A 26,525-nucleotide genomic window follows, 5' to 3' on the forward strand; every position below is an offset into this window, starting at 1 on the left:
GATGTCGCGACTCGGCAATCTCGGCGCCAGGCTCTACCGAGGCGAGGTCGGCTACGACTTCGTCGGCAAGCGGAAGATCTGGTACGCCATCTCGATACTGATCACCATCACGGCCATCGCGGGCCTGGCGGTGCGCGGCCTCAACATGGGCATCGAGTTCTCCGGCGGCGCGGTCTTCAACACCCCGAGCAGCAAGGTCTCGGTCTCCCAGGCCCAGGAGGTGGCGGAGAAGGCGTCCGGCGGCCACACCGCCGTCGTCCAGGAGCTGGGCCGCGGCGGCCTGCGGATCCAGATCAGCGAGCTGGGCACCAAGGAGGCCGTGCCGGTCCAGGAGAACCTGGCCAAGGAGCTGGGCGTCAAGACCGACAAGATCGACACCCAGCTGGTCGGCCCGAGCTGGGGGGAGGAGATCGCCGGAAAGGCCTGGCAGGGCCTCGCGATCTTCATGGTCCTGGTGGTGATCTATCTCGCCATCGCCTTCGAATGGCGCATGGCGCTGGCCGCCCTGATCGCCCTGATCCACGACCTCACCATCACCGTCGGTGTCTACGCATTGGTCGGCTTCGAGGTCACCCCGGGCACCGTGATCGGTCTGCTGACGATCCTCGGTTACTCCCTCTACGACACCGTCGTGGTCTTCGACGGTCTCAAGGAGGGCTCCAGGGACATCACCAAGCAGACCCGCTTCACCTACGCCGAAGTGGCCAACCGCAGCCTCAACTCGACCCTGGTGCGGTCCATCAACACCACGGTCGTGGCCCTGCTGCCGGTCGGCGCGATGCTCTTCATCGGCGGCGGTCTGCTCGGCGCGGGCATGCTCAACGACATCTCGCTCGCCCTGTTCGTCGGCCTCGCCGCCGGTGCGTACTCCTCGATCTTCATCGCCACCCCGCTGGTCTCCGACTTCAAGAGCCGTGACCCGCAGATGAAGGCGCTGGCCAAGCGGGTGCGCGCCAAGCGCGCCGCGGCCGCCAAGGCCGAGGCCGAGCGCGAGGCGAAGGACGAGGACCACCCGGCCGCCGAGGGCGACGACCCGGACCTGGAGGACGCCGCCCCGGCCGGAGTCGTCGGCCAGCGCCGCCAGCCCGCCTCCCGCAACCGGGGCCGCGGCCGACCGTCGGGGAAGCGCCGATGAGCGAGCAGGCAGCGGAGACGGCCCTGACGGCGGCCGCCGGACCACTCGGCACCGAGGAGCTGCGCGGGCTGCTGCTCAGCCGGATCCAGGACGTGCCGGACTACCCGCAGCCGGGCGTGATGTTCAAGGACATCACGCCGCTGCTCGCCGACGCCGCGGCCTTCTCCGCGCTGACCGAGGCGCTCGCCGAGCTGTGCGTGCGGCACCGGGCGGACAAGGTCGTGGGCCTGGAGGCGCGCGGCTTCATCCTCGCCGCCCCGGCCGCCGTGCGCGCCGGGATCGGCTTCGTACCGGTCCGCAAGGCCGGGAAGCTCCCCGGGGCGACCCTGGGGCAGGCGTACGAGCTGGAGTACGGCACCGCGGAGATCGAGATACACGCCGACGCGCTGGAGCCCGGCGACCGGGTCCTGGTCATCGACGACGTGCTCGCCACCGGCGGCACCGCCGAGGCCTCCCTCCAGCTCATCCGGCGGGCCGGCGCCCAGGTCGCCGGTGTCGCCGTGCTCATGGAGCTGGGCTTCCTGGAGGGCCGCAGACGCCTGCTGAGCGCGCTGGACAGCGCCCCGCTGGAGGCCCTGATCACGGTCTGACCGGAATCCGCCGACACCGCCGCCGGAGGGCGGGGACCTGCGCGAGAAACAGGTCCCCGCCCTCCGTCGTTCCCCGGTCCCCCCGGCCGAGAGGCAAGCGGAGTGGCGGGATCGATACCATTGGCACCCCGACCCCCGGGGTCCGGACCGCTTGAGGAGTGCTCTCTTGCCAGACGAGGCCCAGCCGCTCTCCCCCGGAGTCCGTCCCGCTCCGGACGCGACCACCGCCGCCGAGCAGACGACGGCGGGCTCCGCCACGCCCGGAAACGGCGCGGACCGTCCGGCACCGGCGTCCGGCGCCCCCGAGCAGACGCGGCCCAAGCCCCCCGCGGTGGAGCGCGGCGGCGAGCTGCGGCCCGCCCCGGCCGCGCCGCGCACCACGCAGAGCCCGGCCCCGCGTTCCGGCTCGTCGAACCGTGTGCGGGCCCGCCTGGCCCGCCTCGGCGTGCAGCGCTCCAGCCCGTACAACCCGGTCCTGGAGCCCCTGCTGCGCATCGTGCGCGGGAACGACCCCAAGGCGGATGGCGCGACCCTGCGCCAGATCGAGCGCGCGTACCAGGTGGCCGAGCGCTGGCACCGCGGCCAGAAGCGCAAGAGCGGCGATCCGTACATCACCCACCCGCTCGCGGTGACCACGATCCTCGCCGAGCTGGGTATGGATCCGGCCACGCTGATGGCCGGGCTGCTGCACGACACCGTCGAGGACACCGAATACGGCCTCGACACCCTGCGCCGCGACTTCGGCGATCAGGTCGCCCTGCTCGTCGACGGCGTCACCAAGCTGGACAAGGTCAAGTTCGGCGAGGCGGCCCAGGCCGAGACCGTGCGCAAGATGGTCGTCGCGATGGCCAAGGACCCCCGGGTCCTGGTGATCAAGCTCGCCGACCGGCTGCACAACATGCGCACCATGCGCTACCTGAAGCGGGAGAAGCAGGAGAAGAAGGCCCGCGAGACGCTGGAGATCTACGCCCCGCTCGCCCATCGGCTGGGCATGAACACCATCAAGTGGGAGCTGGAGGACCTCGCCTTCGCGATCCTCTACCCCAAGATGTACGACGAGATCGTCCGGCTGGTGGCCGAGCGCGCCCCCAAGCGCGACGAGTACCTTGCCGTCGTCACCGACCAGGTCCAGGGCGATCTGCGGGCGGCCCGGATCAAGGCGACCGTCACCGGGCGCCCCAAGCACTACTACTCCGTCTACCAGAAGATGATCGTGCGGGGCCGGGACTTCGCCGAGATCTACGACCTGGTGGGCATCAGGGTGCTCGTCGACACCGTCCGCGACTGCTACGCGGCGCTGGGGACCATCCACGCGCGGTGGAACCCGGTGCCCGGGCGGTTCAAGGACTACATCGCGATGCCCAAGTTCAACATGTACCAGTCGCTGCACACGACGGTCATCGGGCCCAGCGGCAAGCCGGTCGAGCTACAGATCCGCACCTTCGACATGCACCGCCGCGCCGAGTACGGCATCGCCGCGCACTGGAAGTACAAGCAGGAGGCGGTCGCCGGGACCTCCAAGGTGCGCACCGACGTGCCCCGGGGCAAGGCGGGCAAGGACGACGCCGTCAACGACATGGCGTGGCTGCGGCAGCTCCTGGACTGGCAGAAGGAGACCGAGGACCCGGGCGAGTTCCTGGAGTCGCTGCGCTTCGACCTGTCCCGCAACGAGGTCTTCGTCTTCACGCCCAAGGGCGACGTCATAGCGCTGCCGGCCGGGGCCACCCCGGTGGACTTCGCGTACGCCGTCCACACCGAGGTCGGCCACCGCACCATCGGGGCCCGGGTCAACGGGCGGCTGGTGCCGCTGGAGTCGACCCTCGACAACGGCGACCTGGTGGAGGTCTTCACCTCCAAGGCGGCCGGTGCCGGGCCGTCCCGCGACTGGCTGGGCTTCGTCAAGTCACCGCGGGCCCGTAACAAGATCCGCGGCTGGTTCTCCAAGGAGCGCCGCGACGAGGCCATCGAGCAGGGCAAGGACGCGATCGTCCGGGCGATGCGCAAGCAGAACCTGCCGATCCAGCGGATCCTGACCGGCGACTCGCTGGTCACCCTCGCCCACGAGATGCGCTACCCGGACATCTCCTCGCTCTACGCGGCCATCGGCGAGGGCCATGTCTCCGCGCAGAACGTGGTCGGCAAGCTGGTCTCGGCCCTCGGCGGCGAGGAGGCCGCCAACGAGGACATCGCCGAGACCGCCCCGCCCATCCGGCGCTCCAAGCGCCGTTCCAGTGCCGACCCGGGCGTCGTGGTCAAGGGCGTCGAGGACGTGTGGGTCAAGCTGGCCCGCTGCTGTACGCCGGTGCCGGGCGACCCGATCATCGGCTTCGTCACCCGCGGCAGCGGCGTCTCGGTGCACCGCGCCGACTGCGTCAACGTGGACTCGCTGTCCCAGCAGCCCGAGCGCATCCTCGACGTCGAATGGGCGCCCACCCAGTCGTCGGTCTTCCTGGTCGCCATCCAGGTCGAGGCGCTGGACCGGTCCCGGCTGCTGTCGGACGTCACCCGCGTCCTGTCCGACCAGCACGTCAACATCCTCTCCGCGGCCGTCCAGACCTCCCGCGACCGGGTGGCCACCTCGCGCTTCACCTTCGAGATGGGCGACCCCAAGCATCTGGGGCACGTTCTGAAGGCCGTACGCGGCGTCGAGGGCGTCTACGACGTGTACCGGGTCACTTCGGCCCGCGCACGCTGAGAAAGCGCCGCAGAACGCGAACGGCGGCCCCGGTCTCCGGGGCCGCCGTTCGCGTCAGGTGTCGGGCGTCAGCCGCCGAACTCCTCCAGGCCCTTCAGCGCCTGGTCCAGCAGCGCCTGCCGGCCCTCCAGCTCCTTGGAGAGCTTGTCGGCCTTCGCGTTGTTCCCCGCCGCGCGGGCCGCGTCGATCTGGGAACGGAGCTTGTCGACCGCGTCCTGGAGCTGGCCGGTGAGCCCCTGGGCGCGCGCCCGCGCCTCGGGGTTCGTACGCCGCCACTCGGCCTCCTCGGCCTCCTGGAAGGCGCGCTCGACCGCGTGCAGCCGGCCCTCGATGCGGGAGCGGGCGTCCCGCGGCACATGGCCGATGGCCTCCCACCGCTCGTTGATCGACCGGAACGCCGCGCGGGACGCCTTCAGGTCCGAGATCGGCAGCAGCTTCTCGGCCTCGACGACCAGCTCCTCCTTGCGGGTCAGGTTCTCCCGCTGCTCGGCGTCCCGCTCCGCGAAGACCGCGCCCCGGGCCTGGAAGAAGACGTCCTGGGCGCCCCGGAAGCGGTTCCACAGGTCGTCCTCGTGCTCGCGCTGCGCGCGGCCCGCGGCCTTCCAGTCGGCCATCAGCTCCCGGTAGCGGGCCGCGGTCGGCCCCCACTCGGTGGAACCGGACAGTGCCTCCGCCTCGGCGACCAGCTTCTCCTTGGTCTGCCGGGCCTCCTCGCGCTGCGCGTCCAGCGCCGCGAAGTGCGCCTTGCGCCGCTTGGAGAACGCCGAGCGGGCGTGCGAGAAGCGGTGCCACAGCTGGTCGTCCGTCTTGCGGTCCAGCCGCGGCAGGCCCTTCCAGGTGTCGACCAGGGCGCGCAGCCGCTCCCCGGCCGCCCGCCACTGCTCGCTGGCCGCCAGCTCCTCGGCCTCGGCGACCAGCGCCTCCTTGGCGTGGCGCGCCTCGTCGGCCTGGACCGCCTTGGCCGCCCGGCGCTCCTCGCGGCGCGCCTCGACGACCTTGGCCAGCTGGTCGAGCCGCTTGCGCAGCGCGTCCAGATCGCCGACCGCATGGTGCTCGTCGACCTGCTGCCGGATGTGCTCGATGGCCGCCGTCGCGTCCTTGGCCGACAGGTCGGTGGTCTTGACCCGGCGCTCGAGAAGGTCGATCTCGACGACCAGACCGTCGTACTTGCGCTCGAAGTAGGCGAGGGCCTCGTCCGGCGATCCCGCCTGCCACGACCCGACGACCTGCTCACCGTCGGCCGTACGCACGTACACGGTCCCCGCCTCGTCGACGCGGCCCCAAGGCTCGCTGCTCACAGCGCCTCCTCCACATGATGCCGGGGCGGGCGTGCGGCCCGCGGGCATCGTCCACAGTTTCCAACGGCCGGGCAGCGACGCCCGGGCCGGTCTCCCAGCAGGGTGGTGCGGCCATCGCGGCAGACACCCTGCACAACGCCAACATAGGCGACCGGTGCCCCGGCTGTCCGTATCCTGCGCGACCGAAATTTCGCAGTACGCACGCCCGGCGACCTCAGGACTTGCCGACCGTCGCCTTGTTGATCACCACGCTGGCGTTCGGAGCGGTGTTCCCCATCTGATCCGGGGCCGCCGCTCCGGCGGAGGCGATCTTCTTCAGGACCTTCATGCCGTCCTCGGAGACCTTCCCGAAGGGCGTGTAGTCCGGCGGCAGCTGACTGTCCTGGTAGACCAGGAAGAACTGGCTGCCGCCGCTGTTGCGGCCCTGCTTGGTCTGCGCGTTGTACTGGTTCGCCATCGCGACCGTGCCCGCCGGGTACTTGCCGCCCTTGAGCGAGGGGTCCTTCAGGTTCTCGTCCGGCAGTTTGTAGCCGGGGCCGCCCGCGCCGGTGCCCTGCGGGTCACCGCACTGGAGCACGTAGATCCCCTGGTTCACCAGCCGGTGGCACTTGGTGTGGTCGAAGTACCCCTTCCCGGCCAGGAAGTCGAACGAGTTGACCGTGTGCGGCGCCTTGGCCGCGTCCAAGTCGATGGAGATGTCCCCGCAGGTGGTCTCCAGCTTCATGGAGTACGAGGCCGACTTGTCGATGGAGACCGCCGGCTCCTTCTTGAACGACATCTTCTTCGGCTTCTCGCCCGCGACCGCCTTCGCCTCCTTGGCGCACGGGTCCGGCGCCTTGCTGTTGGCGGGGGCCGAAGGAGTGGACGCGGCGGCGTCGTCCTTCTTCTTGTCCTTGTCGTCCCCGGAGAACGTGCCCGCGGCCGCCACGGCACCGCCGCCGGCCAGCACCACGGCCAGCACGGAGGCGATCACCACATTGCGCTGCCGGGACTTGCGCCGTGCCGTCTCGCGCCGCTGCTGCTGCCTCAGGTACTTCTCCCGGGCAAGTTGCCGCCGCCGCTGCTCGCTACTGACCACCGGGTCGTCTCCTCACGCCGTATGTCATCGGTGTCCTGCCGGAGGGCTCGGCCGTACCGTATACGGGTTCGCTGTGCCGGGCCCGCCGCCGGTAGGCTCTGGAGCTGCCGACATTCTTCCGCCGGCCGACTCTTCCGGACGACATTTAAGGACGATCGTGCTCATTGCCGGGTTCCCCGCCGGGGCCTGGGGGACCAACTGCTACCTGGTCGCCCCCGCCGCAGGCGAGGAGTGCGTGATCATCGACCCGGGCCACCAGGCGGCCGAAGGCGTCGAGGAGGCCGTCGCCAAACACCGGCTCAAGCCCGTCGCCGTCATCCTCACCCACGGCCACATCGACCACGTCGCCTCGGTGGTCCCGGTCTGCGGCGCCCATGACGTACCGGCGTGGATCCACCCCGCCGACCGCTACATGATGAGCGACCCGGCCAAGGCGCTCGGGCGGTCCATCGGTACGCAGCTGATGGGCGAGCTGACCGTCGGCGAACCGGACGACGTCAAGGAGCTGGCCGACGGCTCCGGACTGAAGCTGGCCGGGCTGGAGTTCACCGTCGCGCACGCGCCGGGCCATACCAAGGGGTCGGTGACCTTCAGGCTGCCCGAACAGGCGGACATCCCGTCCGTGTTCTTCTCGGGCGACCTGCTCTTCGCCGGCTCCATCGGACGCACCGATCTGCCCGGCGGCGACCACGCCGAGATCCTCGAGTCCCTGGCCCGTGTGTGCCTGCCGCTCGACGACTCGACCGTGGTGCTGTCCGGCCACGGCCCCCAGACCAGCATCGGCCGCGAGCGCGCCACCAACCCCTTCCTGCGGCAGGTGGCCGCCGGCCCCGGAGACGCCGCCGACGCGGCCGCGCCTCCGCGACGAGGAATGTGACGAGAGAACCCACGTTGAGCACCTTCAAGGCCCCCAAGGGCACCTACGACCTGATCCCGCCGGTCTCCGCGACCTACCTCGCGGTGCGGGACGCCATCGCCACCCCGCTCCGGCGGTCCGGCTACGGCTACATCGAGACACCAGGCTTCGAGAACGTCGAACTCTTCGCGCGCGGCGTCGGCGAATCCACCGACATCGTCACCAAGGAGATGTACACCCTCACCACCAAGGGCGGCGACGAGCTGGCGCTGCGCCCCGAGGGAACCGCGTCGGTGCTGCGCGCCGCGCTGGAGGCCAACCTGCACAAGGCCGGCAGCCTGCCCGTCAAGCTCTGGTACTCCGGCTCGTACTACCGCTACGAGCGCCCCCAGAAGGGCCGCTACCGCCACTTCTCGCAGGTCGGTGCCGAGGCGATCGGCGCCGAGGACCCGGCCCTGGACGCCGAGCTGATCATCCTCGCGCACGACGCCTACCGGTCGCTGGGGCTGCGCAACTTCCGGATCCTGCTGAACTCGCTGGGCGACGCCGAGTGCCGCCCCGTCTACCGGGCCGCCCTCCAGGACTTCCTGCGCGGGCTCGACCTGGACGAGGACACCCGGCGGCGCATCGACATCAACCCGCTGCGGGTGCTCGACGACAAGCGCGACGCCGTCCAGAAGCAGCTGGCCGGGGCGCCGCTGCTGCGCGACTACCTGTGCGACGGCTGCCGGGAGTACCACGCGCGGGTGCGCGAGCTGATCACCGCGCAGGGCGTGGTCTTCGAGGACGACGTGAAGCTGGTCCGCGGCCTCGACTACTACACCCGGACCACGTTCGAGTTCGTCCACGACGGGCTCGGCTCCCAGTCCGCGGTCGGCGGCGGCGGCCGGTACGACGGCCTGTCCGAGATGATCGGCGGCCCGGCCCTGCCGTCGGTGGGCTGGGCGCTCGGCGTCGACCGTACGGTGCTGGCGCTGGAGGCCGAGGGCGTCCGGCTGGACCTGCCCGACGCGACCAGCGTCTTCGCCGTGCCGCTGGGGGAGGAGGCCCGGAAGGTCCTCTTCGGCCTGGTCGGCGAGCTGCGCAAGGAAGGCGTGGCGACGGACTTCGCGTATGGCGGCAAGGGGCTCAAGGCCGCGATGAAGGCCGCGAACCGCAGCGGCGCGCGGTACGCGATCGTGGCGGGCGAGCGGGACCTCACGGAGGGCGTGGTCCAGCTGAAGGACATGGAATCGGGCGAGCAGGAGGCCGTTCCGCTGACCAAGATCGTGACCACGGTCCAGTCGAAACTGGGCTGACCGCCGGGGGCGGGGTCGTCGTCAACGCGGCGGGCCCGATTCATCCTGCCAATCGAGGCCGTCCCGCGCCTGCCGGTCCCGCCCCTCCCGGGGCGGGATATCGGCCCCTCGGGGCGGGTTCTCAGCCCCCTCCGCCAGTCCTTATCCCCGCTGAACGGGGGACCCGGGAAGATGGTCGGGCCCTGACAACGGGACGTTGCGGCGCCGTGGGTTGGGGCACAATGGCCGTGCCCGACGGGGCCGGACAGTGTGGAGAGCGACGGACGGCGATATGGCGACGACACTGATGGACGACGTGGAGTCCGACGAGGCGCGGGACGGCTCGCGGGCCGGAACGGGAGGCGGCCGCGCCTTCGCGCTCCTGCTCGTGATCACCGGCGCGATGGGGCTGCTGGCGGCCTGGGTCATCACGCTCGACAAGAACAAGATCCTCGAGTACAAGGCCGACGGCAAGGTCTTCACCCCCGGTTGCAGCCTCAACCCCGTGGTCTCCTGCGGCAACATCATGGAGAGCAAGCAGGCCGAGGCGTTCGGCTTCCCGAACCCGATGCTCGGCCTGGTCGCCTACGGCATCGTGATCTGCGTGGGCGTGTCCCTGCTGGCCGGGGCGCGCTTCCCGCGCTGGTACTGGCTGACGTTCAACGCGGGCACCCTCTTCGGCGCCGGATTCGTGACCTGGCTCCAGTACGAGTCGCTGTACGTCATCGGCTCGCTGTGCCTGTGGTGCTGCCTCGCCTGGGTCGCCACCATCGTGATGTTCTGCTACGTCACCGGCCACAACCTCAAGCACGGATACCTCCCGGCACCGGACGGGCTGCGGCGCGGGCTGCTGGAGTTCCACTGGGTGGTGCCGGTGATGTGGCTCGGCGTGATCGGGATGCTCATCCTGACCCGCTGGTGGGACTTCTGGACCGGAGCCCAGGGCTGAAGACGCTTCCGCTACACCATCGATGAGCACTGACGACGCCGCCGCCCCGGCGGCGTTGTCAGTGCGGTGTCATACGCTGCCGGGGTGGAGCCAGATCTGTTCACCGCCGCCGCCGAGGACCGCCAGGAGAAGGACCCGTCCAGCAGTCCGCTGGCCGTGCGCATGCGCCCGCGCACGCTGGACGAGGTCGTGGGCCAGCAGCATCTGCTGCGCCCCGGATCGCCGTTGCGGAGACTGGTCGGCGAGGGCAGCGGAGGACCGGCAGGGCCGTCCTCGGTGCTGCTGTGGGGCCCGCCCGGCATCGGGAAGACCACGCTCGCGTACGTGGTCAGCCAGGCCACCCAGAAGCGGTTCGTGGAGCTGTCGGCGATCACCGCGGGGGTGAAGGAGGTGCGGGCCGTCATCGACGGGGCGCGCCGCTCCTCGGGGGCGTACGGCCGGGAGACCGTGCTCTTCCTGGACGAGATCCACCGCTTCAGCAAGGCGCAGCAGGATTTGCTGCTGCCCGCCGTGGAGAACCGCTGGGTCACCCTGATCGCGGCCACCACCGAGAACCCGTACTTCTCGGTGATCTCCCCGCTGCTGTCCCGCTCGCTGCTGCTCACCCTGGAGTCGCTCACCGACGACGATCTGCGCGGGCTGCTGCGCCGAGCGCTGGCCGACGAGCGGGGGCTCGGCGGCGCGGTCACCCTCCCCGACGAGGCCGAGGCGCATCTGCTGCGGATCGCGGGCGGCGACGCCCGGCGGGCGCTCACCGCCCTGGAGGCGGGTGCCGGGTCGGCGATCGCCAAGGGCGAGGCGGAGATCACGCTGACCACGCTGGAGGAGGCGGTCGACCGGGCCGCGGTCACCTACGACCGCGCCGGTGATCAGCACTATGACGTGGCGAGCGCGCTCATCAAGTCGATCCGCGGCTCGGACGTGGACGCCGCGCTGCACTATCTGGCGCGGATGATCGAGGCGGGGGAGGACCCGCGGTTCATCGCGCGCCGGCTGATGATCTCGGCGAGTGAGGACATCGGGCTGGCCGATCCGACCGCCCTGCCCACCGCCGTGGCGGCGGCGCAGGCGGTCGCGCTGATCGGTTTCCCCGAGGCCGCCCTGACGCTGAGCCACGCCACGATCGCGCTGGCGCTCGCGCCCAAGTCCAATGCGGCCACGACGGCGATAGGGGCGGCGCTGGCGGATGTCCGGGCGGGGCTCGCGGGCCCGGTGCCGCCGCATCTGCGGGACGGGCACTACAAGGGCGCCGAAAAGCTCGGCCATGCCCAGGGCTATCTGTATCCGCACGATCTGCCGGGCGGCATCGCGGCACAGCAGTACGCGCCGGACAAGATCCACGGAAAGCGCTACTACGAGCCGACGCGGTACGGGGCGGAGGCCCGCTACGCCGATGTGGTCGAGCGGGTCCGGGCGCGGCTGCGCGGTGACCCGCCGCCGGAGTCCTCGTAGCGGAGCCCTCGTAGGGAGCGGGGGTTGCCCGCCGCCCCCGCACCCCTGGTCCGGGGGCGCCGTACGGGCTCGTCCGCTCCGGGCCGGACCCCGGCCTAGTCGGCGGCAGCCTCGAACAGGGCGTGCATCGCGCGGCGCAGTTCGGAGACGCTCCGCACCGGCTCCGGGAAGTCGAAGCGCGCGTCGAACGGCCGGTCGGCGTCGTCCGTGAAGCGGACCCGCAGGCCGAACCGGTCGAGGGCCACGGGGGTCGCGGGGCCGCGGGTGCACACCATGGACGAGCGCTCGCCCAGCAGGGCGCACAGCCCGCGCACCTGGTCGCTGTGGGCCGCGTGCAGGTGCTGGAGCAGCTCGGCCTCGTGCGGGGCGAGCGGGTCGGGGGTGGCCTGCGCGAAGTCGTCCGGCTCGACGCCGTCCGCACCCCACAGATCGTCCACACAGGCCTCGGCGACCTCCAGCCGCAGCAGCATCCAGGCGGCGGTCCGCGCGCGCGGACCGCCGGTGGAGTCGGGCTGGAGGGCCTCCCGAGGCCCAGCAGCTCGCCGACCGGATGGTGCTGGGCGAGCAGGGCCGCGCTCGCGGCGCGGTCGCCGCCGCGTACGGGGGTGAGCCAGCCGGCCACCCAGGCGCGGCCGCGGATGCGCTGGGGTACCGAGACCGGGGCGACATCCGTGATCTCCATCACGCAGGTCAGGTCGTCGTCCTGCGCGTAGGCCGCGGCGCGGGCCGCGGGTGAGCCGCCTGGCACCAGCAATAGCACATCGCCGTCCGGGGTGACGGTGCGAGCGGCCGGTCCGTCCGCGCCGAGATCGTCGGGGACCTCGATTCCGGGAATCGTCAACGACGCCGTAGCCTTGGCATCAACGAGAGTCCGTACACGCTCTGCCGCCGTCGGCCGCAGGGCGTCTTCCTTGGGACGCGGCTGACCCTCCTGAAGGCTCTGACCAGTGCTGGGCAGGGGGATCCCAGGTCGAAACATGCGTTCTCCTCGGCTAAGGTAAGGCTCACCTAACTTACATGGAGGTTCGTTCCACGTGAACCAGTCGCGTCCCAAGGTCAAGAAGTCGCGCGCACTCGGCATCGCGCTGACGCCGAAGGCCGTCAAGTACTTCGAGGCCCGTCCCTACCCGCCCGGCGAGCACGGCCGTGGCCGCAAGCAGACCAGTGACTACAAGGTCCGGCTGCTGGAGAAGCAGCGCCTGCGCGCTCAGTACGACATCAGCGAGCGCCAGATGGCCCGTGCCTACGACCGCGCTCGGAAGGTCGATGGCAAGACAGGCGAGGCCCTGATCATCGAGCTTGAGCGCCGTCTGGACGCGCTCGTCCTGCGGTCGGGAATCGCCCGCACGATTTACCAGGCCCGCCAGATGGTGGTCCACGGTCACATCGAGGTGAACGGCCGCAAGGTCGACAAGCCCTCCTTCCGGGTCCGCCCGGACGACGTGGTGATGGTCCGCGAGCGCAGCCGCGAGAAGCACCCCTTCCAGGTGGCCCGTGAGGGTGGGTACGCCCCCGACGGCGAGACCCCGCGCTACCTCCAGGTGAACCTGAAGGCGCTCGCCTTCCGCCTCGACCGGGACCCGAACCGCAAGGAGGTCCCGGTGATCTGCGACGAGCAGCTCGTCGTCGAGTACTACGCCCGCTGACCCAGCGGACCGTACGCACTCTGCATCGAGGCTCGGTTCGCCTCCGGGGCGCCTCAGCCCCTTCGGCTCACTCGCCATCCAGCCCGCGGGTTCCCCATCGACCGGTGTGTCGGGGGGAACCCGCGGGCTGTTTGGCCGAGCGGAATGCGTTTCAGCCGGGCCTGCCCGGCGCGATAGGGTCGATACCTGCCGCCCGCGCCCGGATGACCGCCCGAGAACGCCGGGCGACGGACGACTCGAACGACGGACGACCTGAACAACGACGACCGACGTGATCGGCAGCAGGGAGCGGTGCAACGTGTCCGGTGGAGAGGTGGCCGGGATCCTCGTGGCCGTCTTCTGGGCGATCCTGGTGTCCTTCCTCGCCCTCGCCCTGGTGAGGCTCGCCCAGACGCTCAAGGCGGCGACCCGGCTGGTGGCGGAGGTGACCGAGCAGGCGGTGCCCCTGCTCAGCGAGGCGTCCGCGACCGTGCGCGAGGCGAACACCCAGCTCGCCCGCGTGGACTCGATCGCCTCCGACGTCCAGGAGGTCACCTCGAACGCCTCCGCGCTGTCCTCGACCGTCTCCTCCGCCTTCGGCGGACCGCTGGTCAAGGTGGCGGCGTTCGGCTACGGCGTCCGGCGCGCGATCGGCCGAAAGGCAGCTCCCGAAGACGCGCCCGCGCGCACCGTCGTCATCGGCAAGACCCTGCCGTCCGCCCGCCGGGGCGGCCGCCGCAACCGTGGATCGAAGGGCTGAGAGACCGGATGTTCCGCCGCACATTCTGGTTCACCACCGGCGTCGCAGCCGGTGTGTGGGCCACCACCAAGGTCCAGCGCAAGCTCAATCAGCTCACCCCCGAGAGCCTGGCGGCGCAGGCCGCCGACCGGGCGGTGCTCGCCGGACGGCGGATCAAGGTCTTCGCGCTCGACGTGCGCGACGGCATGGCCGACCGCGAGGCGGCGCTCAAGGACGCCCTGGGTCTGACCTCGGCGCCGCCCGCCAACGACCTCACACAGCTGCCCGCCCAGCGCGGCCGGGCCCAGCTCACCCACACGTCTCCCTACCCCTACCCGAACGCCCGAAATGAGGACCACTGATGGAGTCGGCTGAAATCCGCCGCCGCTGGCTGCGCTTCTTCGAGGAGCGCGGGCACACCGTCGTGCCGTCGGCGTCGCTCATCGCGGACGACCCGACCCTGCTGCTCGTCAACGCGGGCATGGTCCCCTTCAAGCCGTTCTTCCTGGGTGAGGTCCAGCCGCCCTACAAGCGCGCCGTGAGCGTGCAGAAGTGCGTGCGTACGCCGGACATCGAAGAGGTCGGCAAGACCACCCGGCACGGCACGTTCTTCCAGATGTGCGGCAACTTCTCGTTCGGCGACTACTTCAAGGAAGGCGCCATCACCTACGCCTGGGAGCTGCTCACCGGCTCGGTGGCGGACGGTGGCTACGGCCTGGACCCCGAGCGGCTCTGGATCACCGTCTACGAGCAGGACGACGAGGCCGAGCGCATCTGGCGCGACGTCGTCGGCGTCCCCTCGACACGCATCCAGCGCCTGGGCATGGGCCCCAACTACTGGTCCATGGGCGTCCCCGGCCCCTGCGGCCCCTGCTCCGAGATCAACTACGACCGTGGTCCGGAGTTCGGCGTGGAGGGCGGCCCGGCCGTCAACGACGAGCGCTACGTGGAGATCTGGAACCTGGTCTTCATGCAGTACGAGCGCGGTCCGGGCGAGGGCAAGGAGAACTTCCCGATCCTCGGCGAGCTGCCCAGCAAGAACATCGACACCGGTCTCGGTCTCGAGCGCCTCGCGATGATCCTCCAGGGCGTGCAGAACATGTACGAGACCGACACCCTGCGCGTCGTGATGGACAAGGCCACCGAGCTGACCGGCGTCGCCTACGGCTCCTCCCATGACACCGACGTGTCGCTGCGCGTGGTCGCCGACCACATGCGCACCTCCGTCATGCTCATCGGCGACGGCGTCACCCCCGGCAACGAGGGCCGCGGCTATGTGCTGCGCCGCATCATGCGCCGCGCCATCCGCAACATGCGCATCCTCGGCGCCGCCGAGCCGGTCGTCGGCGAGCTGGTGGACACCGTCCTGAAGACGATGGGCCAGCAGTACCCGGAGCTGCTGACCGACCGCAAGCGCATCGAGACCGTCGCGCTCGCCGAGGAGTCGGCCTTCCTGAAGACCCTCAAGGCCGGCACCAACATCCTCGACACCGCCGTCACCGACACCAAGGCCGCGGGCGGCTCGGTGCTCCCCGGCGACAAGGCGTTCCTGCTCCATGACACCTGGGGCTTCCCGATCGACCTCACCCTGGAGATGGCCGCCGAACAGGGCCTCTCGGTGGACGAGGACGGCTTCCGCCGCCTGATGCGGGAGCAGCGGGAGCGCGCCAAGGCGGACGCCAAGGCCAAGAAGACCGGCCACGCCGACCTGTCCGCGTACCGCGAGGTCGCCGACACCTCCGGCTCGACCGAGTTCACCGGATACACCGACACCTCCGGTGAGTCCACCGTCGTCGGCCTGCTGGTCGACGGGGTGTCCTCGCCCGCCGCCTCCGAGGGCGACGAGGTCGAGGTCGTCCTGGACCGCACCCCGTTCTACGCCGAGGGCGGCGGCCAGCTCGCCGACACCGGCAAGATCAAGCTGGCCTCCGGCGCCGTCGTCGAGGTGCGGGACGTCCAGCAGCCGGTGCCCGGCGTCAGCGTGCACAAGGGCGTCGTCCAGGTCGGCGAGGTGACGGTCGGCTCCGGCGCGTACGCCGAGATCGACGTCAGGCGCCGCCGGGCCATCGCCCGTGCCCACAGCGCCACCCACCTCACCCACCAGGCGCTGCGCGACGCCCTGGGCCCGACCGCCGCCCAGGCCGGTTCGGAGAACTCGCCCGGCCGCTTCCGCTTCGACTTCGGCTCGCCGTCCGCCGTACCGGGCGGGGTGCTCACCGACGTCGAGCAGAAGATCAACGAGGTGCTCGCCCGCGAACTCGACGTCACCGCCGAGGTGATGAGCATGGACGACGCCAAGAAGCAGGGCGCCATCGCCGAGTTCGGCGAGAAGTACGGCGACCGGGTGCGCGTGGTGACCATCGGCGACTTCTCCAAGGAGCTGTGCGGCGGTACGCACGTCCACAACACCGCCCAGCTGGGCCTGGTGAAGCTGCTCGGCGAGTCCTCCATCGGCTCCGGTGTGCGCCGCGTGGAGGCCCTGGTGGGCGTGGACGCGTACAACTTCCTCGCCCGTGAGCACACGGTCGTCTCCCAGCTCACCGACCTGGTCAAGGGCCGTCCGGAGGAGCTTCCGGAGAAGATCTCCGGCATGATCACCAAGCTCAGGGACGCCGAGAAGGAGATCGAGCGGTTCCGCGCCGAGAAGGTGCTCCAGGCCGCCGCCGGGCTCGCCGAGGGCGCCAAGGACGTCCGCGGTGTCGCCCTGGCCGCCGGACGGGTGCCGGACAGCACGACCGCCGACGACCTGCGCAAGCTGGTGCTGGACGTGCGCGGACGGCTGGACCAGAAGTCGGGGGCCGTCGACCGGCCCGCCGTCGTCGCCCTGTTCACCGTGGCGAACGGCCGCCCGCTGACCGTCATCGCCACCAACGAGGCGGCCCGCGAGCGCGGTCTCAAGGCCGGTGATCTGGTCCGTACGGCCGCCAAGACGCTCGGCGGCGGAGGCGGCGGCAAGCCGGACGTCGCCCAGGGCGGCGGCCAGAACCCGGACGCCGTCGGCGACGCCATCGAGGCCGTCGAGCGGCTCGTCGCGGAATCGGGCCAGTAGCCGTGCGGCGCGGCCGGCGCATCGCCATCGACGTCGGGGACGCCCGGATCGGGGTCGCCTCGTGCGACCCCGACGGGATCCTCGCCACCCCCGTGGAGACCGTGCCGGGACGCGACATCCCGGCCGCCCACAAGCGGCTGGCGGCCATCGTCGAGGAGTACGAGCCCATCGAGGTGGTGATCGGCCTCCCGCGCTCGCTCAACGGGCGCGAGGGGCCGGCCGCGGCCAAAGTGCGCACCTTCGCCCGCGAGTTGGCGCGGCGGGTCCAGCCGGTGTCCGTGCGGCTGGTCGACGAGCGTATGACGACCGTCACAGCGGCGCATGGCCTCCGGGCGTCCGGGGTGTCGTCCAAGAAGGGCCGTTCGGTCGTTGACCAGGCAGCCGCGGTGGTCATTCTGCAAAGCGCGCTGGAGACCGAGCGGGTTTCCGGCCGGGCGCCGGGCGAGGCCGTCGAAGTGGTCATCTGATCGCGATACGGTAACGTTCCGCGCGACATGGCAGCCGTCGCTTGTGCCGCGAGCGCACTGGGCGGCTGCCACCGCCATCGCTAGGGGTTCGATGACTGAGTACGGCCGGGGACCCGGCTCCCAACCGTGGCATCCCGAGGACCCGTTGTACGGGGACCAGGGGTGGGGCGGCCAGCAGGCCGTGACCGGTCAGGACCCGTACCCGCAGGACCCGAACGATCCGTACGGGCAGGTCCCCTACCCCCGGGACGGATACGCGCAGGACGGCTACGCCCCGGGTGTCCACGGCCAGGACCTCTACGGGCAGGACCCGTACGGGCACCAGCAGTACCCGCACGGATACCCGCAGGACGCGCAGCCGTTCCCGCAGCAGCAACAGCAGCCCTCGTGGGACCAGCAGGTCCAGCAGGGACAGCAGGCACAGCAGGGATACGACAACGGCGGCTGGGACGGCTCGTACGGCGCCGGGATGGACCCGAACGACCCGTACGGCTACGCGGCCCAGGGCGGTGTCCAGGAGGGCTTCCCGCAGCAGGCGGCGCACGAGCCGCCGCAGGACGCGCAGATGCCGGGGGAGACCCAGCAGATGCCCCAGGTGCCGCAGGAGGCGGCGCAGGAGCCGCCGGAGGCCCCGCAGGGCCGCCCGGACGACCATCCGTTCTTCCGGGACGACACCGACGGCGGCGACAGCGCGGCAGACGACGACGAGAACGCTGCCTCCGAGGGCCGCTCGAAGAAGTCCAAGAAGTCCAAGAAGGCGGAGGCGAAGTCCGGGACCAAGCGCCGCAGCGGGGTCGCCTGCCTCTTCGTCACCGTCGTCCTGGTGGGTGCCGTCGGCGGTGGCGGCTACTTCGCCTATGACTTCTGGCAGACCCGCTTCGGCCCGGCGCCGGACTACGCGGGCCAGGGCACCGGTCAGGTCGAGGTGGAGGTTCCCGACGGTTCGGGCAATGCCGAAATCGGCAGCATCCTCGCCGAAAAGGGCGTGGTGAAGAGCAGCGGCGCATTCGTGGAAGCCGTCGAGGACAGCGGCAAGTTCGTCCAGCCCGGCAGCTACAGCCTCCGCAAGGAAATGTCCGGCGCGGCCGCGGTGAAGCTGATGCTGAGCCCCGCGGGCAACAATGCCCTGATCGTCACCGAGGGCATGCGCGACGTTGCGGTCTACGCGGCGATCGACAAGAAGACCGGCGTCAAGGCGGGCACCACGGCGGGCGTTGCCAAGAAGCAGGCCAAGAGCCTCGGGCTGCCTTCCTGGGCGAACGACAATGCGAAGATCAAGGATCCGCTGGAAGGATTCCTCTACCCGTCCCGCTACAGCGTGGGCAAGAACGCCAAGCCCGCGGACGTGCTGCGCAAGATGGTCGCCGAGGCCAAGCGGAACTACGCGCGGTACGACCTGGAGGGCAAGGCCGAGGAAGAGGGCCTCGACTCCCCGCTCCAGCTGCTCACCGTGGCGAGCCTGGTCCAGGCGGAGGGCATCACCCACAGCGACTTCCGGCAAATGGCCGAGGTAGTCTACAACCGGCTCGAGGTCGGCAACACCCAGACCAATGGCAAGCTGGAATTCGACTCGACGTACAACTACATCAAGAACCAGAGCAAGCTCGATATCCCGATCAGCGAGATCAAGGGATACGACAACCCGTACAACACCTACTTCTACAAGGGGCTGCCGCCCGGACCCATCGGCAATCCGGGTGCGGACGCGCTGAAGGCGTCCATGAACCCGACCGACAACGGGTGGTTCTACTTCATCTCGCTCGACGGCAAGACGAGCGAGTTCTCCAAGACCTACGCGGAGCACCAGAAGTTGGTCGACAAGTTCAACAAGCAGCGCAGGAACGGCTAGGAAACACATGTCCCACACCCGCCGCGCGGCCGTGCTCGGCTCGCCGGTCGCCCACTCCCTGTCCCCGGCGCTGCACAACGCCGCGTACCGGAAGCTGGGCCTCGACGGCTGGACTTACGGCGCCGTCGAACTGGACGAGGCCGCGCTGCCGGGCTTCTTCGAGCGGATCGGCGGGCCGGGGGAGCAGGGCTGGGCGGGGTTCTCGGTGACCATGCCGCTCAAGCGCGCGGTCATCCCGCTGCTGGACCGCATCAGCGACACGGCTGCCTCGGTGGAGGCGGTCAACACGGTCGTCCTGACCGACGACGGCCGACGGCTCGGCGACAACACCGACATCCCGGGCATGGTGGCGGCGCTCGGGGAGCGCGGCGTCCAGCGCGTGGAGCGGGCCGCCGTCCTGGGCGCCGGAGCCACCGCCTCCTCCGCCCTGGCCGCGCTCGCCCGCATCTGCGACGGCGAGGTCACCGCGTACGTCCGCAGCGACGCCCGGGCGGCCGAGATGCGGCAGTGGGGCGAGCGGCTGGGCGTGCCGGTGCGCACGGCGGACTGGGCCGCCGCGACCGAGGCGTTCGACGCCCCGCTGGTGATCGCCACCACTCCCGCCGGGACGACCGACGCGCTCGCCGCGTCCGTCCCCGAGCGCCCCGGCACGCTCTTCGACGTGCTCTACGACCCCTGGCCGACCGCGCTGGCCGCCGCCTGGTCGGCGCGCGGCGGCGCCGTGGTCGGCGGGCTCGACCTGCTGGTCCACCAGGCCGTGCCGCAGGTCGAGCAGATCACCGGGCGCGCCCCGGCGCCGCTCGCCGCGATGCGCGAGGCGGGCGAGGCGGCCCTCGCCGCCCGCTCCTGACGCCCGCGCGGCGTCTCACGCCCAGGTCCGTCTGGTGGACCACCGCCCCGGGCCCTTCGGCGGACGTGGGAGGATCGGTAGGAGGCGGGCCAGGGCCGCACCAGGTCCCGCCGGTACACGTCGAGGGGCAAGCATGAGGGAGCACCGTTGAGCAGGTTGCGCTGGCTGACCGCGGGGGAGTCGCACGGCCCCGCGCTTGTGGCGACGCTGGAGGGGCTGCCCGCCGGGGTGCCGATCACCACCGACATGGTGGCGGACGCCCTCGCGCGGCGCCGTCTCGGCTACGGCCGCGGGGCGCGGATGAAGTTCGAGCGCGACGAGGTCACCTTTATCGGCGGCGTCCGGCACGGCCTCACCCTCGGCTCCCCGGTCGCGATCATGGTCGGCAACACCGAGTGGCCCAAGTGGGAGCAGGTCATGGCCGCCGACCCGGTCGACCCCGAGATCCTGGACGGGCTGGCCCGTAACGCGCCGCTGACCCGCCCCCGCCCCGGCCACGCCGACCTGGCCGGAATGCAGAAGTACGGTTTCGACGAGGCCCGGCCCATCCTGGAGCGCGCCAGCGCCCGCGAGACCGCCGCCCGCGTCGCCCTCGGCACCGTCGCCCGCTCCTACCTCAAGGAGACGGCCGGGATCGAGATCGTCTCCCATGTGACCGAGCTGGCCGCGGCCAAGGCCCCGTACGGGGTCTACCCCAAGCCGTCCGACGTCGAGCGGCTCGACGCCGACCCGGTGCGCTGCCTGGACGCCGATGCGAGCAAGGCGATGGTGGCCGAGATCGACCAGGCCCACAAGGACGGCGACACCCTCGGCGGCGTCGTCGAGGTGCTGGCGTACGGCGTGCCGGTGGGCCTCGGCTCGCATGTGCACTGGGACCGCCGGCTGGACGCGCGGCTGGCCGCCGCGCTGATGGGCATCCAGGCCATCAAGGGCGTCGAGGTCGGCGACGGCTTCGACCTCGCCCGGGTGCCGGGCTCCCAGGCGCACGACGAGATCGTGTCGACCGACGAGGGCATCAAGCGCTCCTCCGGCCGCTCCGGCGGCACCGAGGGCGGGCTGACCACGGGTGAGCTGCTGCGGGTGCGGGCCGCGATGAAGCCGATCGCGACCGTGCCCCGCGCGCTGGCCACCGTCGACGTCACCACCGGCGAGGCCACCAAGGCCCACCACCAGCGCTCGGACGTGTGCGCGGTGCCCGCCGCGGGCATCGTCGCCGAGGCCATGGTCGCCCTGGTGCTGGCGGACGCGGTCGCCGAGAAGTTCGGCGGCGACTCGGTCGCCGAGACCCGCCGCAACGTGCAGGGCTTCCTCGACAGCCTGGCCATCCGGTGAGCGGCCCCAGCGCGCCGGAGGGGCCCGCGGCCGTCCTGGTCGGGCCCATGGGCGTCGGGAAGAGCACCGTCGGCCGGGTGCTCGCGGAGCGGCTGGGCACCACGTTCCGCGACACCGACACCGACATCGTGGAGACCGCGGGCAAGGAAATCTCCGAGATCTTCATCGACGAGGGCGAACCCCACTTCCGCGAGCTGGAGCGGCAGGCCGTGGCGACCGCCATCGCCGGGCACCCGGGCGTGCTGGCGCTCGGCGGCGGCGCGATCCTCGACCCGAGCACCCGCGCCCTGCTCACCGGCCTCCCGGTGGTCTTCCTGGAGATGGGCGTCGCCGAGGCCGTCAAGCGCACCGGCCTGGACGCCCCCCGCCCGCTGCTCGCCGTCAACCCCCGCCAGCGCTGGCGCGAGTTGATGGAGCAGCGCCGCCCGCTGTACACCGAAGTCGCCCGGGCCGTCGTGACGACCGAGGGCCGCACCCCCGACGAGGTCGCCGACGCCGTCATGGACGCACTGGAGCTGAAGAAGGCATGAGCACCGAAACCCCCACGCGCATCCAGGTCGGCGGCACCGCGGGCACCGCGCCGTACGAGGTCCTGGTCGGCCGGCAGCTCCTCGGCGAACTGCCCGGCCTGATCGGGGAAGCGGTCAAGCGCGTCGCCGTCCTGCACCCCGAGGCGCTCGCCGAGACCGGTGAGGCGATCCGCCAGGACCTCGCCGACCAGGGGTACGAGGCCATCGCGATCCAGCTGCCGAACGCGGAGGAGGCCAAGACCGCCGAGGTCGCCGCGTACTGCTGGAAGGCGCTCGGCCAGACCGGCTTCACCCGCAGCGACGTCATCATCGGCGTCGGCGGCGGCGCGACCACCGACCTCGCCGGGTTCGTCGCCGCGACCTGGCTGCGCGGGGTGCGCTGGATCGCCGTCCCGACGACCGTGCTCGGCATGGTCGACGCGGCGGTCGGCGGCAAGACCGGCATCAACACCGCGGAGGGCAAGAACCTCGTCGGCGCCTTCCACCCCCCGGCCGGGGTGCTGTGCGACCTGGCCGCGCTGGACTCGCTGCCGGTCAACGACTACATCAGCGGCCTCGCCGAGGTCATCAAGGCCGGCTTCATCGCCGACCCGGCCATCCTGGAGCTGATCGAGCAGGACCCGGCCGCGGCCCGCGTCCCCGGCGGTGCGCACACCGCCGAGCTGATCGAGCGCTCCATCCGGGTCAAGGCCGAGGTCGTCTCCAGCGACCTCAAGGAATCCGGCCTGCGCGAGATCCTCAACTATGGGCACACTCTCGCGCACGCCATCGAGAAGAACGAGCGCTACAACTGGCGGCACGGCGCCGCCGTCTCCGTCGGCATGGTCTTCGCCGCCGAACTGGGCCGTCTCGCGGGCCGCCTGGACGACGCCACCGCCGACCGGCACCGCGCCGTCCTGGAGTCCGTCGGCCTGCCGCTCACCTACCGCGGCGACCAGTGGCCCAAGCTGCTGGAGACCATGAAGGTCGACAAGAAGTCCCGCGGTGACCTGCTGCGTTTCATCGTGCTGGACGGCATCGCCAAGCCGACCGTGCTGGAAGGGCCGGACCCGGCGGTGCTGCTCGCCGCGTACGGGGAGATCTCCCGGGAGAGCTCGCAGGGCTGACCTCGTTCCGTCACAACTGTGTCATCGCCATGGAAGCCCGCGGCACCGCCGCGGGCTTTCCAATACCCCGGTACGCGCCCGCAGTTGCGGGCCTCCGCGGACGAATTGCCTGGCTGACGCGCCGAGACGGGCACGCATCGGGTTTCCGGGGCGTTCACACAGCGGCGGCCTGGGCAGGTACCGTTCGGTAGGAGCGGCCTCAGCGCCGCGTCACCACGCGACAGTTGTCCGTCACGACTGCCGCCTGTACGAGACGGAGTGCCACCGGATGCAGCACGCAGTGGGAGCTCCGCTGCCACCGTCCCACCGGCCGGCGGGGCAGGGGCCCGGGCCGCAGGACGCAGGCTGGGCCCAGAGCGCGAGTCAGCCCCCCGGTCCCCCTCCGCACCACCCGGCCCCGCCCGTACCTCCGATGCCCACCCCACCGGCCCAGCCCGCGCACCCCGCCGCGCCCATGCCGCCGGTGCCCGTGCCCCCGGTGCCCGCACCGCCCGCGCCCGCACCTCCGGTGGCGGGCCATCCGCAGACCGGGCACCCCACCCCGCAGCCGCCCGTCGAACACCCCGGCACCACCGGCCACATCCCGCTCCCGCCCGGCGGGCCCGTCCCGCTGCCGCACCCGCCCGCCGACCCGGCGATGGCCGACGCCTCGCAGGCCGCCGTCGCCGTGCTGCTCATCGGACCGGCCGGAGCGGGCAAGACCACCGTCGCCCGCTACTGGGCCGACCGGCGCCGGGTCCCGACCGCCCACATCAGCCTGGACGACGTCCGCGAATGGGTCAGGTCGGGCTTCGCCAACCCCCAGTCGGGCTGGAACGAGAACTCCGAGGCGCAGTATCGTCTCGCCCGCCGCACCTGCGGCTTCGCCGCCCGCAACTTCCTCGCCAACGGCATCTCCTGCATCCTGGACGACGCCGTCTTCCCGGACCGCCCCGTCGTCGGCCTCGGCGGCTGGAAGCGGCACGTCGGACCCGGCCTCCTCCCCGTCGTGGTGCTGCCGGGCCTCGAAATCGTCCTGGAGCGGAACGCGGCCCGCAGCGGCAACCGCCGCCTCAGCGACGAAGAGGTCGCCCGCATCCACGGCCGGATGGCCGGGTGGTACGGCTCCGGGCTGCCGATCATCGACAACTCGACGTACGACGTGGAGACCACCGCCCGCATGCTGGACGAGGTGGTGGCCCGCTCCATCGCGAGCCCGCCCTCTTTTTGAGGCTCGGTTCGCCTAAAGAACGGGGGGCCCAAGCGCCGGAGGCACCCAGGCCGGACCCCATCCGGACCCGTCCGAACGGCCGGGGCGAGCCGGAGTGCGTACGCTCAGGGACATGTCCCAGGTGTACGCGGCCCGACGTGCCCGCCTGCACGACCAGTACGCGGCGGCCGGGAGCGAGGCCGCCCTGGTCTCCCGGCCCGCCAATGTGCGCTATCTGTGCGGCGACGCGCCCCCGGGCGCCACCCTGCTCCTCGGGCCCGTCCAGGACGTCCTGGTGGCGCCCGAGGCGTCGTCGTGGGGGCCGGTGCCGGGACCGCATCCGGAGGATCTGCGGCTGCTGGTGCTGTCCGGGCCGGACGGCGACCCGGCCGTGGCCGCCGCCGACCTGGCGGCGGCCGACGGCGCCGAGTCGCTGGCCGTCGAGGAGCACCATCTGACCGTGGCCCGCCACCGGGCGGTCGGCTCCGCCGTGCCGCGGCTGCACCTCGCTGATCTGGGGCGGGCCGTCGAGCAGCTGCGGATCGTCAAGGACGACGAGGAGATCTCCTGCATGCGGATCGCCGGGGAGCTGGCCGACCAGGCGCTCGGCGAGCTGCTGGAGTCGATCCTGGTGGGCCGCACCGAGCGTCATCTCGCGCTGGAGCTGGAGCGACGGCTGGTGGATCACGGGGCGGACGGACCGGCGTTCCCCACCGTGGTCGCCGCGGGGCCGCACGCGGGCCGCGCCGGGCATCTGCCCACCGACCGGCGGGTGGAGGAGGGCGATTTCCTCACCATCTGCCTGGGCGCCGACTACCGCGGGTACCGCTGCCAGGTGGGCCGTACGTTCGTCATCGGCCCCTCGCCCGCGGACTGGCAGGTCGAGTTGTACGACGTCGTCTTCGCCGCTCAGCGGGCCGGGCGGGAGGCGCTGCTGCCGGGCATGGCGTACCGGGACGTGGACCGGGTGACCCGTCAGGTGCTGGACGCCGCGGGGTACGGGGAGGGGCTGGAGACGCGTACCGGACACGGCGTGGGCCTTGAAATCGACGAGGACCCTCGGCTGTCGCCGTCGGCCATGGGTAAACTGGACGCTTGTGTGCCGGTCACCGTCGAACCGGGGGTCCACCTCCCGGGACGGGGCGGTGTCCGGATCGACGACACGCTCGTCGTTCGCCCCGAGGCGGACGGCGGACCCGAGCTACTCACCATCACGACCAAAGAGCTGCTCGCGCTGTAGTTCTGGCTGACAGTTTCCGCTGGCGGCCCTGGCTGATAACGGCGCACCGCGGCTTTCTGGTCTCCACCAGCTGTAGTCCAGGAGATCCCGCAACCGTGGCATCCACGAACGACCTCAAGAACGGCATGGTGCTCAAGCTCGAAGGCGGCCAGCTCTGGTCCGTCGTCGAGTTCCAGCACGTCAAGCCCGGCAAGGGCCCTGCTTTCGTGCGCACCAAGCTCAAGAACGTGCTGTCCGGCAAGGTGGTCGACAAGACCTTCAACGCCGGCGTGAAGGTCGAGACGGCCAATGTCGACAAGCGCGGCATGCAGTTCTCGTACAAGGACGGCGAGAGCTTCGTGTTCATGGACATGGACACGTTCGACCAGATTTACGTCACCCCCGAGGTCGTCGGCGACAACGCCCGGTATCTGCTCGAGGGTTTCGAGGCGGTCGTGGCGATGTACGAGGGCAACCCTCTGTATGTCGAGCTGCCCGCCGCCGTCGAGCTGGTGATCGAGTACACCGAGCCGGGCGTCCAGGGCGACCGCTCGACCGGTGGCTCCAAGCCCGCCAAGCTCGAGACCGGCTACGAGATCGGCGTCCCGCTGTTCATCACCACCGGTGAAAAGATCAAGGTCGACACCCGTTCCGGTGAGTACCTCGGTCGGGTGAACAACTAACCGTGGCTGCCCGCAACAAGGCCCGTAAGCGTGCCTTTCAGATCCTTTTCGAGGCCGACCAGCGTGGCAGCTCCGTGCAGACCGTCCTCGCGGACTGGATACGGCACGCCCGGACCGACGACCGGCAGCCGCCGGTCAGCGAATACACGATGCAGCTCGTCGAGGGGTACGCGGAGCACACCGCCCGGATCGACGAGCTGCTCGCCACCTACGCGGTGGGCTGGACGCTGGACCGGATGCCGGTCGTCGACCGGAACATCCTGCGGCTCGGCGCCTATGAGCTGGTGTGGGAGGACGCGACTCCGGACGCCGTGGTGATCGACGAGGCGGTGCAGCTCGCCAAGGAGTTCTCCACCGACGACTCGCCGTCGTTCGTCAACGGTCTGCTGGGCCGGCTCAAGGAGCTGAAGCCGGGGCTGCGCCGCGACCAGGAGTCCCGCGACGGGGAGTCCCGCGACCAGGAGACCCAGGCGTAGGGCAGTCGGCAGGACCCCGTTACACAGCCGCCGGGGGCGGTGGAGGCCATACGGCACTTCCACCGCCCCCGGCGGCACGTT

The 26,525-nt window shown here is 71.3% G+C and carries 23 protein-coding genes and 1 pseudogene; 21 read left to right on the top strand and 3 right to left on the bottom strand.

Going from position 1 to position 26,525, the window contains the following annotated elements:
• The first annotated feature begins 1 nt into the window (after position 1).
• From secF to HYQ63_RS35070, 3 genes are all read left to right on the top strand, one after another.
• Positions 2-1,135: a protein translocase subunit SecF gene (gene secF / locus HYQ63_RS35060; protein WP_179937761.1), complete on the top strand. Its 1,134-nt coding sequence runs from the start codon at positions 2-4 to the stop codon at positions 1,133-1,135.
• On the top strand, positions 1,132-1,725 hold the full coding sequence (locus HYQ63_RS35065) for an adenine phosphoribosyltransferase (RefSeq protein ID WP_234364972.1): 594 nt from the start codon (positions 1,132-1,134) through the stop codon (positions 1,723-1,725). The genes secF and HYQ63_RS35065 overlap by 4 nt, the downstream gene beginning before the upstream one ends.
• A gap of 166 nt (positions 1,726-1,891) precedes the next feature.
• Positions 1,892-4,420, top strand: a complete 2,529-nt coding sequence (locus HYQ63_RS35070) for a bifunctional (p)ppGpp synthetase/guanosine-3',5'-bis(diphosphate) 3'-pyrophosphohydrolase (RefSeq protein WP_179937762.1) — start codon at positions 1,892-1,894, stop codon at positions 4,418-4,420.
• 68 nt (positions 4,421-4,488) lie between these two features.
• Here the strand turns inward: HYQ63_RS35070 and HYQ63_RS35075 are convergent, their stop codons facing one another.
• Together HYQ63_RS35075 and HYQ63_RS35080 are read right to left on the bottom strand one after the other, a co-directional pair.
• On the bottom strand, positions 4,489-5,718 hold the full coding sequence (locus tag HYQ63_RS35075) for a DUF349 domain-containing protein (RefSeq protein WP_179937763.1): 1,230 nt from the start codon (positions 5,716-5,718) through the stop codon (positions 4,489-4,491).
• A gap of 214 nt (positions 5,719-5,932) precedes the next feature.
• Complete coding sequence (locus tag HYQ63_RS35080; protein ID WP_179937764.1) at positions 5,933-6,796, bottom strand: peptidylprolyl isomerase; 864 nt, start codon at positions 6,794-6,796, stop codon at positions 5,933-5,935.
• A gap of 157 nt (positions 6,797-6,953) precedes the next feature.
• On the opposite strand from HYQ63_RS35080, the gene HYQ63_RS35085 reads away from it, so the two are divergent.
• The 4 genes from HYQ63_RS35085 to HYQ63_RS35100 all read left to right on the top strand — a co-directional run bounded on the left by HYQ63_RS35085 (position 6,954) and on the right by HYQ63_RS35100 (position 11,330).
• Positions 6,954-7,673, top strand: coding sequence for an MBL fold metallo-hydrolase (locus tag HYQ63_RS35085; protein WP_179937765.1), 720 nt, complete (start codon positions 6,954-6,956; stop codon positions 7,671-7,673).
• 14 nt (positions 7,674-7,687) lie between these two features.
• Positions 7,688-8,950, top strand: a complete 1,263-nt coding sequence (gene hisS / locus HYQ63_RS35090; RefSeq protein ID WP_179937766.1) for a histidine--tRNA ligase — start codon at positions 7,688-7,690, stop codon at positions 8,948-8,950.
• Between the two features lie 271 nt (positions 8,951-9,221).
• Positions 9,222-9,878, top strand: coding sequence for a vitamin K epoxide reductase family protein (locus HYQ63_RS35095; RefSeq protein ID WP_179937767.1), 657 nt, complete (start codon positions 9,222-9,224; stop codon positions 9,876-9,878).
• An 84-nt stretch (positions 9,879-9,962) separates the two neighbouring features.
• Entirely contained in the window at positions 9,963-11,330 is a 1,368-nt protein-coding gene (locus HYQ63_RS35100) for a replication-associated recombination protein A (RefSeq protein WP_179937768.1), read from the top strand.
• Between the two features lie 95 nt (positions 11,331-11,425).
• Here HYQ63_RS35100 and HYQ63_RS35105 read toward each other — a convergent pair.
• Positions 11,426-12,171 (bottom strand): annotated as a pseudogene (locus tag HYQ63_RS35105) (DUF2470 domain-containing protein).
• Positions 12,172-12,364: 193 nt separating this feature from the next.
• Between HYQ63_RS35105 and rpsD the strand changes: the two are divergent.
• The 14 genes from rpsD (at position 12,365) to nusB (ending at position 26,444) form a co-directional block, all read left to right on the top strand.
• Positions 12,365-12,976 carry a 30S ribosomal protein S4 gene (gene rpsD, locus HYQ63_RS35110; RefSeq protein ID WP_009713641.1) on the top strand — a complete coding sequence of 204 codons (612 nt, stop codon included), beginning with the start codon at positions 12,365-12,367 and terminating at the stop codon, positions 12,974-12,976.
• Between the two features lie 298 nt (positions 12,977-13,274).
• Entirely contained in the window at positions 13,275-13,715 is a 441-nt protein-coding gene (locus tag HYQ63_RS35115) for a DUF948 domain-containing protein (protein WP_179937769.1), read from the top strand.
• A gap of 8 nt (positions 13,716-13,723) precedes the next feature.
• Entirely contained in the window at positions 13,724-14,056 is a 333-nt protein-coding gene (locus tag HYQ63_RS35120; RefSeq protein ID WP_179937770.1) for a DUF6167 family protein, read from the top strand.
• Positions 14,056-16,743, top strand: a complete 2,688-nt coding sequence (alaS, locus tag HYQ63_RS35125; protein ID WP_179937771.1) for an alanine--tRNA ligase — start codon at positions 14,056-14,058, stop codon at positions 16,741-16,743. Before HYQ63_RS35120 ends, alaS begins: the two co-directional genes overlap by 1 nt.
• A 2-nt stretch (positions 16,744-16,745) precedes the next feature.
• On the top strand, positions 16,746-17,210 hold the full coding sequence (gene ruvX, locus HYQ63_RS35130) for a Holliday junction resolvase RuvX (RefSeq protein WP_179937772.1): 465 nt from the start codon (positions 16,746-16,748) through the stop codon (positions 17,208-17,210).
• 91 nt (positions 17,211-17,301) lie between these two features.
• The gene (gene mltG, locus HYQ63_RS35135; protein WP_179937773.1) at positions 17,302-19,059 is read left to right on the top strand and encodes an endolytic transglycosylase MltG; all 1,758 of its coding nucleotides are present in this window, start codon (positions 17,302-17,304) and stop codon (positions 19,057-19,059) included.
• 7 nt (positions 19,060-19,066) lie between these two features.
• Positions 19,067-19,909 carry a shikimate dehydrogenase gene (locus tag HYQ63_RS35140; protein WP_179937774.1) on the top strand — a complete coding sequence of 281 codons (843 nt, stop codon included), beginning with the start codon at positions 19,067-19,069 and terminating at the stop codon, positions 19,907-19,909.
• A gap of 147 nt (positions 19,910-20,056) precedes the next feature.
• Entirely contained in the window at positions 20,057-21,241 is a 1,185-nt protein-coding gene (gene aroC / locus HYQ63_RS35145; protein WP_179937775.1) for a chorismate synthase, read from the top strand.
• Between the two features lie 47 nt (positions 21,242-21,288).
• On the top strand, positions 21,289-21,771 hold the full coding sequence (locus tag HYQ63_RS35150; RefSeq protein ID WP_257232689.1) for a shikimate kinase: 483 nt from the start codon (positions 21,289-21,291) through the stop codon (positions 21,769-21,771).
• A complete protein-coding gene (aroB, locus tag HYQ63_RS35155; RefSeq protein ID WP_179937777.1) occupies positions 21,768-22,877 on the top strand; it encodes a 3-dehydroquinate synthase in 1,110 nt (369 codons plus the stop codon). The genes HYQ63_RS35150 and aroB overlap by 4 nt, the downstream gene beginning before the upstream one ends.
• 268 nt (positions 22,878-23,145) lie before the next feature.
• The gene (locus tag HYQ63_RS35160; RefSeq protein WP_179937778.1) at positions 23,146-24,087 is read left to right on the top strand and encodes an AAA family ATPase; all 942 of its coding nucleotides are present in this window, start codon (positions 23,146-23,148) and stop codon (positions 24,085-24,087) included.
• Positions 24,088-24,199: 112 nt separating this feature from the next.
• On the top strand, positions 24,200-25,306 hold the full coding sequence (locus HYQ63_RS35165; RefSeq protein WP_179937779.1) for an aminopeptidase P family protein: 1,107 nt from the start codon (positions 24,200-24,202) through the stop codon (positions 25,304-25,306).
• A gap of 95 nt (positions 25,307-25,401) precedes the next feature.
• Positions 25,402-25,968: an elongation factor P gene (gene efp, locus HYQ63_RS35170; protein WP_179937780.1), complete on the top strand. Its 567-nt coding sequence runs from the start codon at positions 25,402-25,404 to the stop codon at positions 25,966-25,968.
• A 2-nt stretch (positions 25,969-25,970) separates the two neighbouring features.
• Positions 25,971-26,444 (top strand): transcription antitermination factor NusB, encoded by a 474-nt coding sequence (gene nusB / locus HYQ63_RS35175; RefSeq protein ID WP_179937781.1) that lies wholly within the window; start codon positions 25,971-25,973, stop codon positions 26,442-26,444.
• The last annotated feature ends 81 nt before the right edge of the window (positions 26,445-26,525 follow it).

The organism is Streptomyces sp. Rer75, assembly GCF_013414305.1.
GTDB lineage: Bacteria > Actinomycetota > Actinomycetes > Streptomycetales > Streptomycetaceae > Streptomyces > Streptomyces himastatinicus.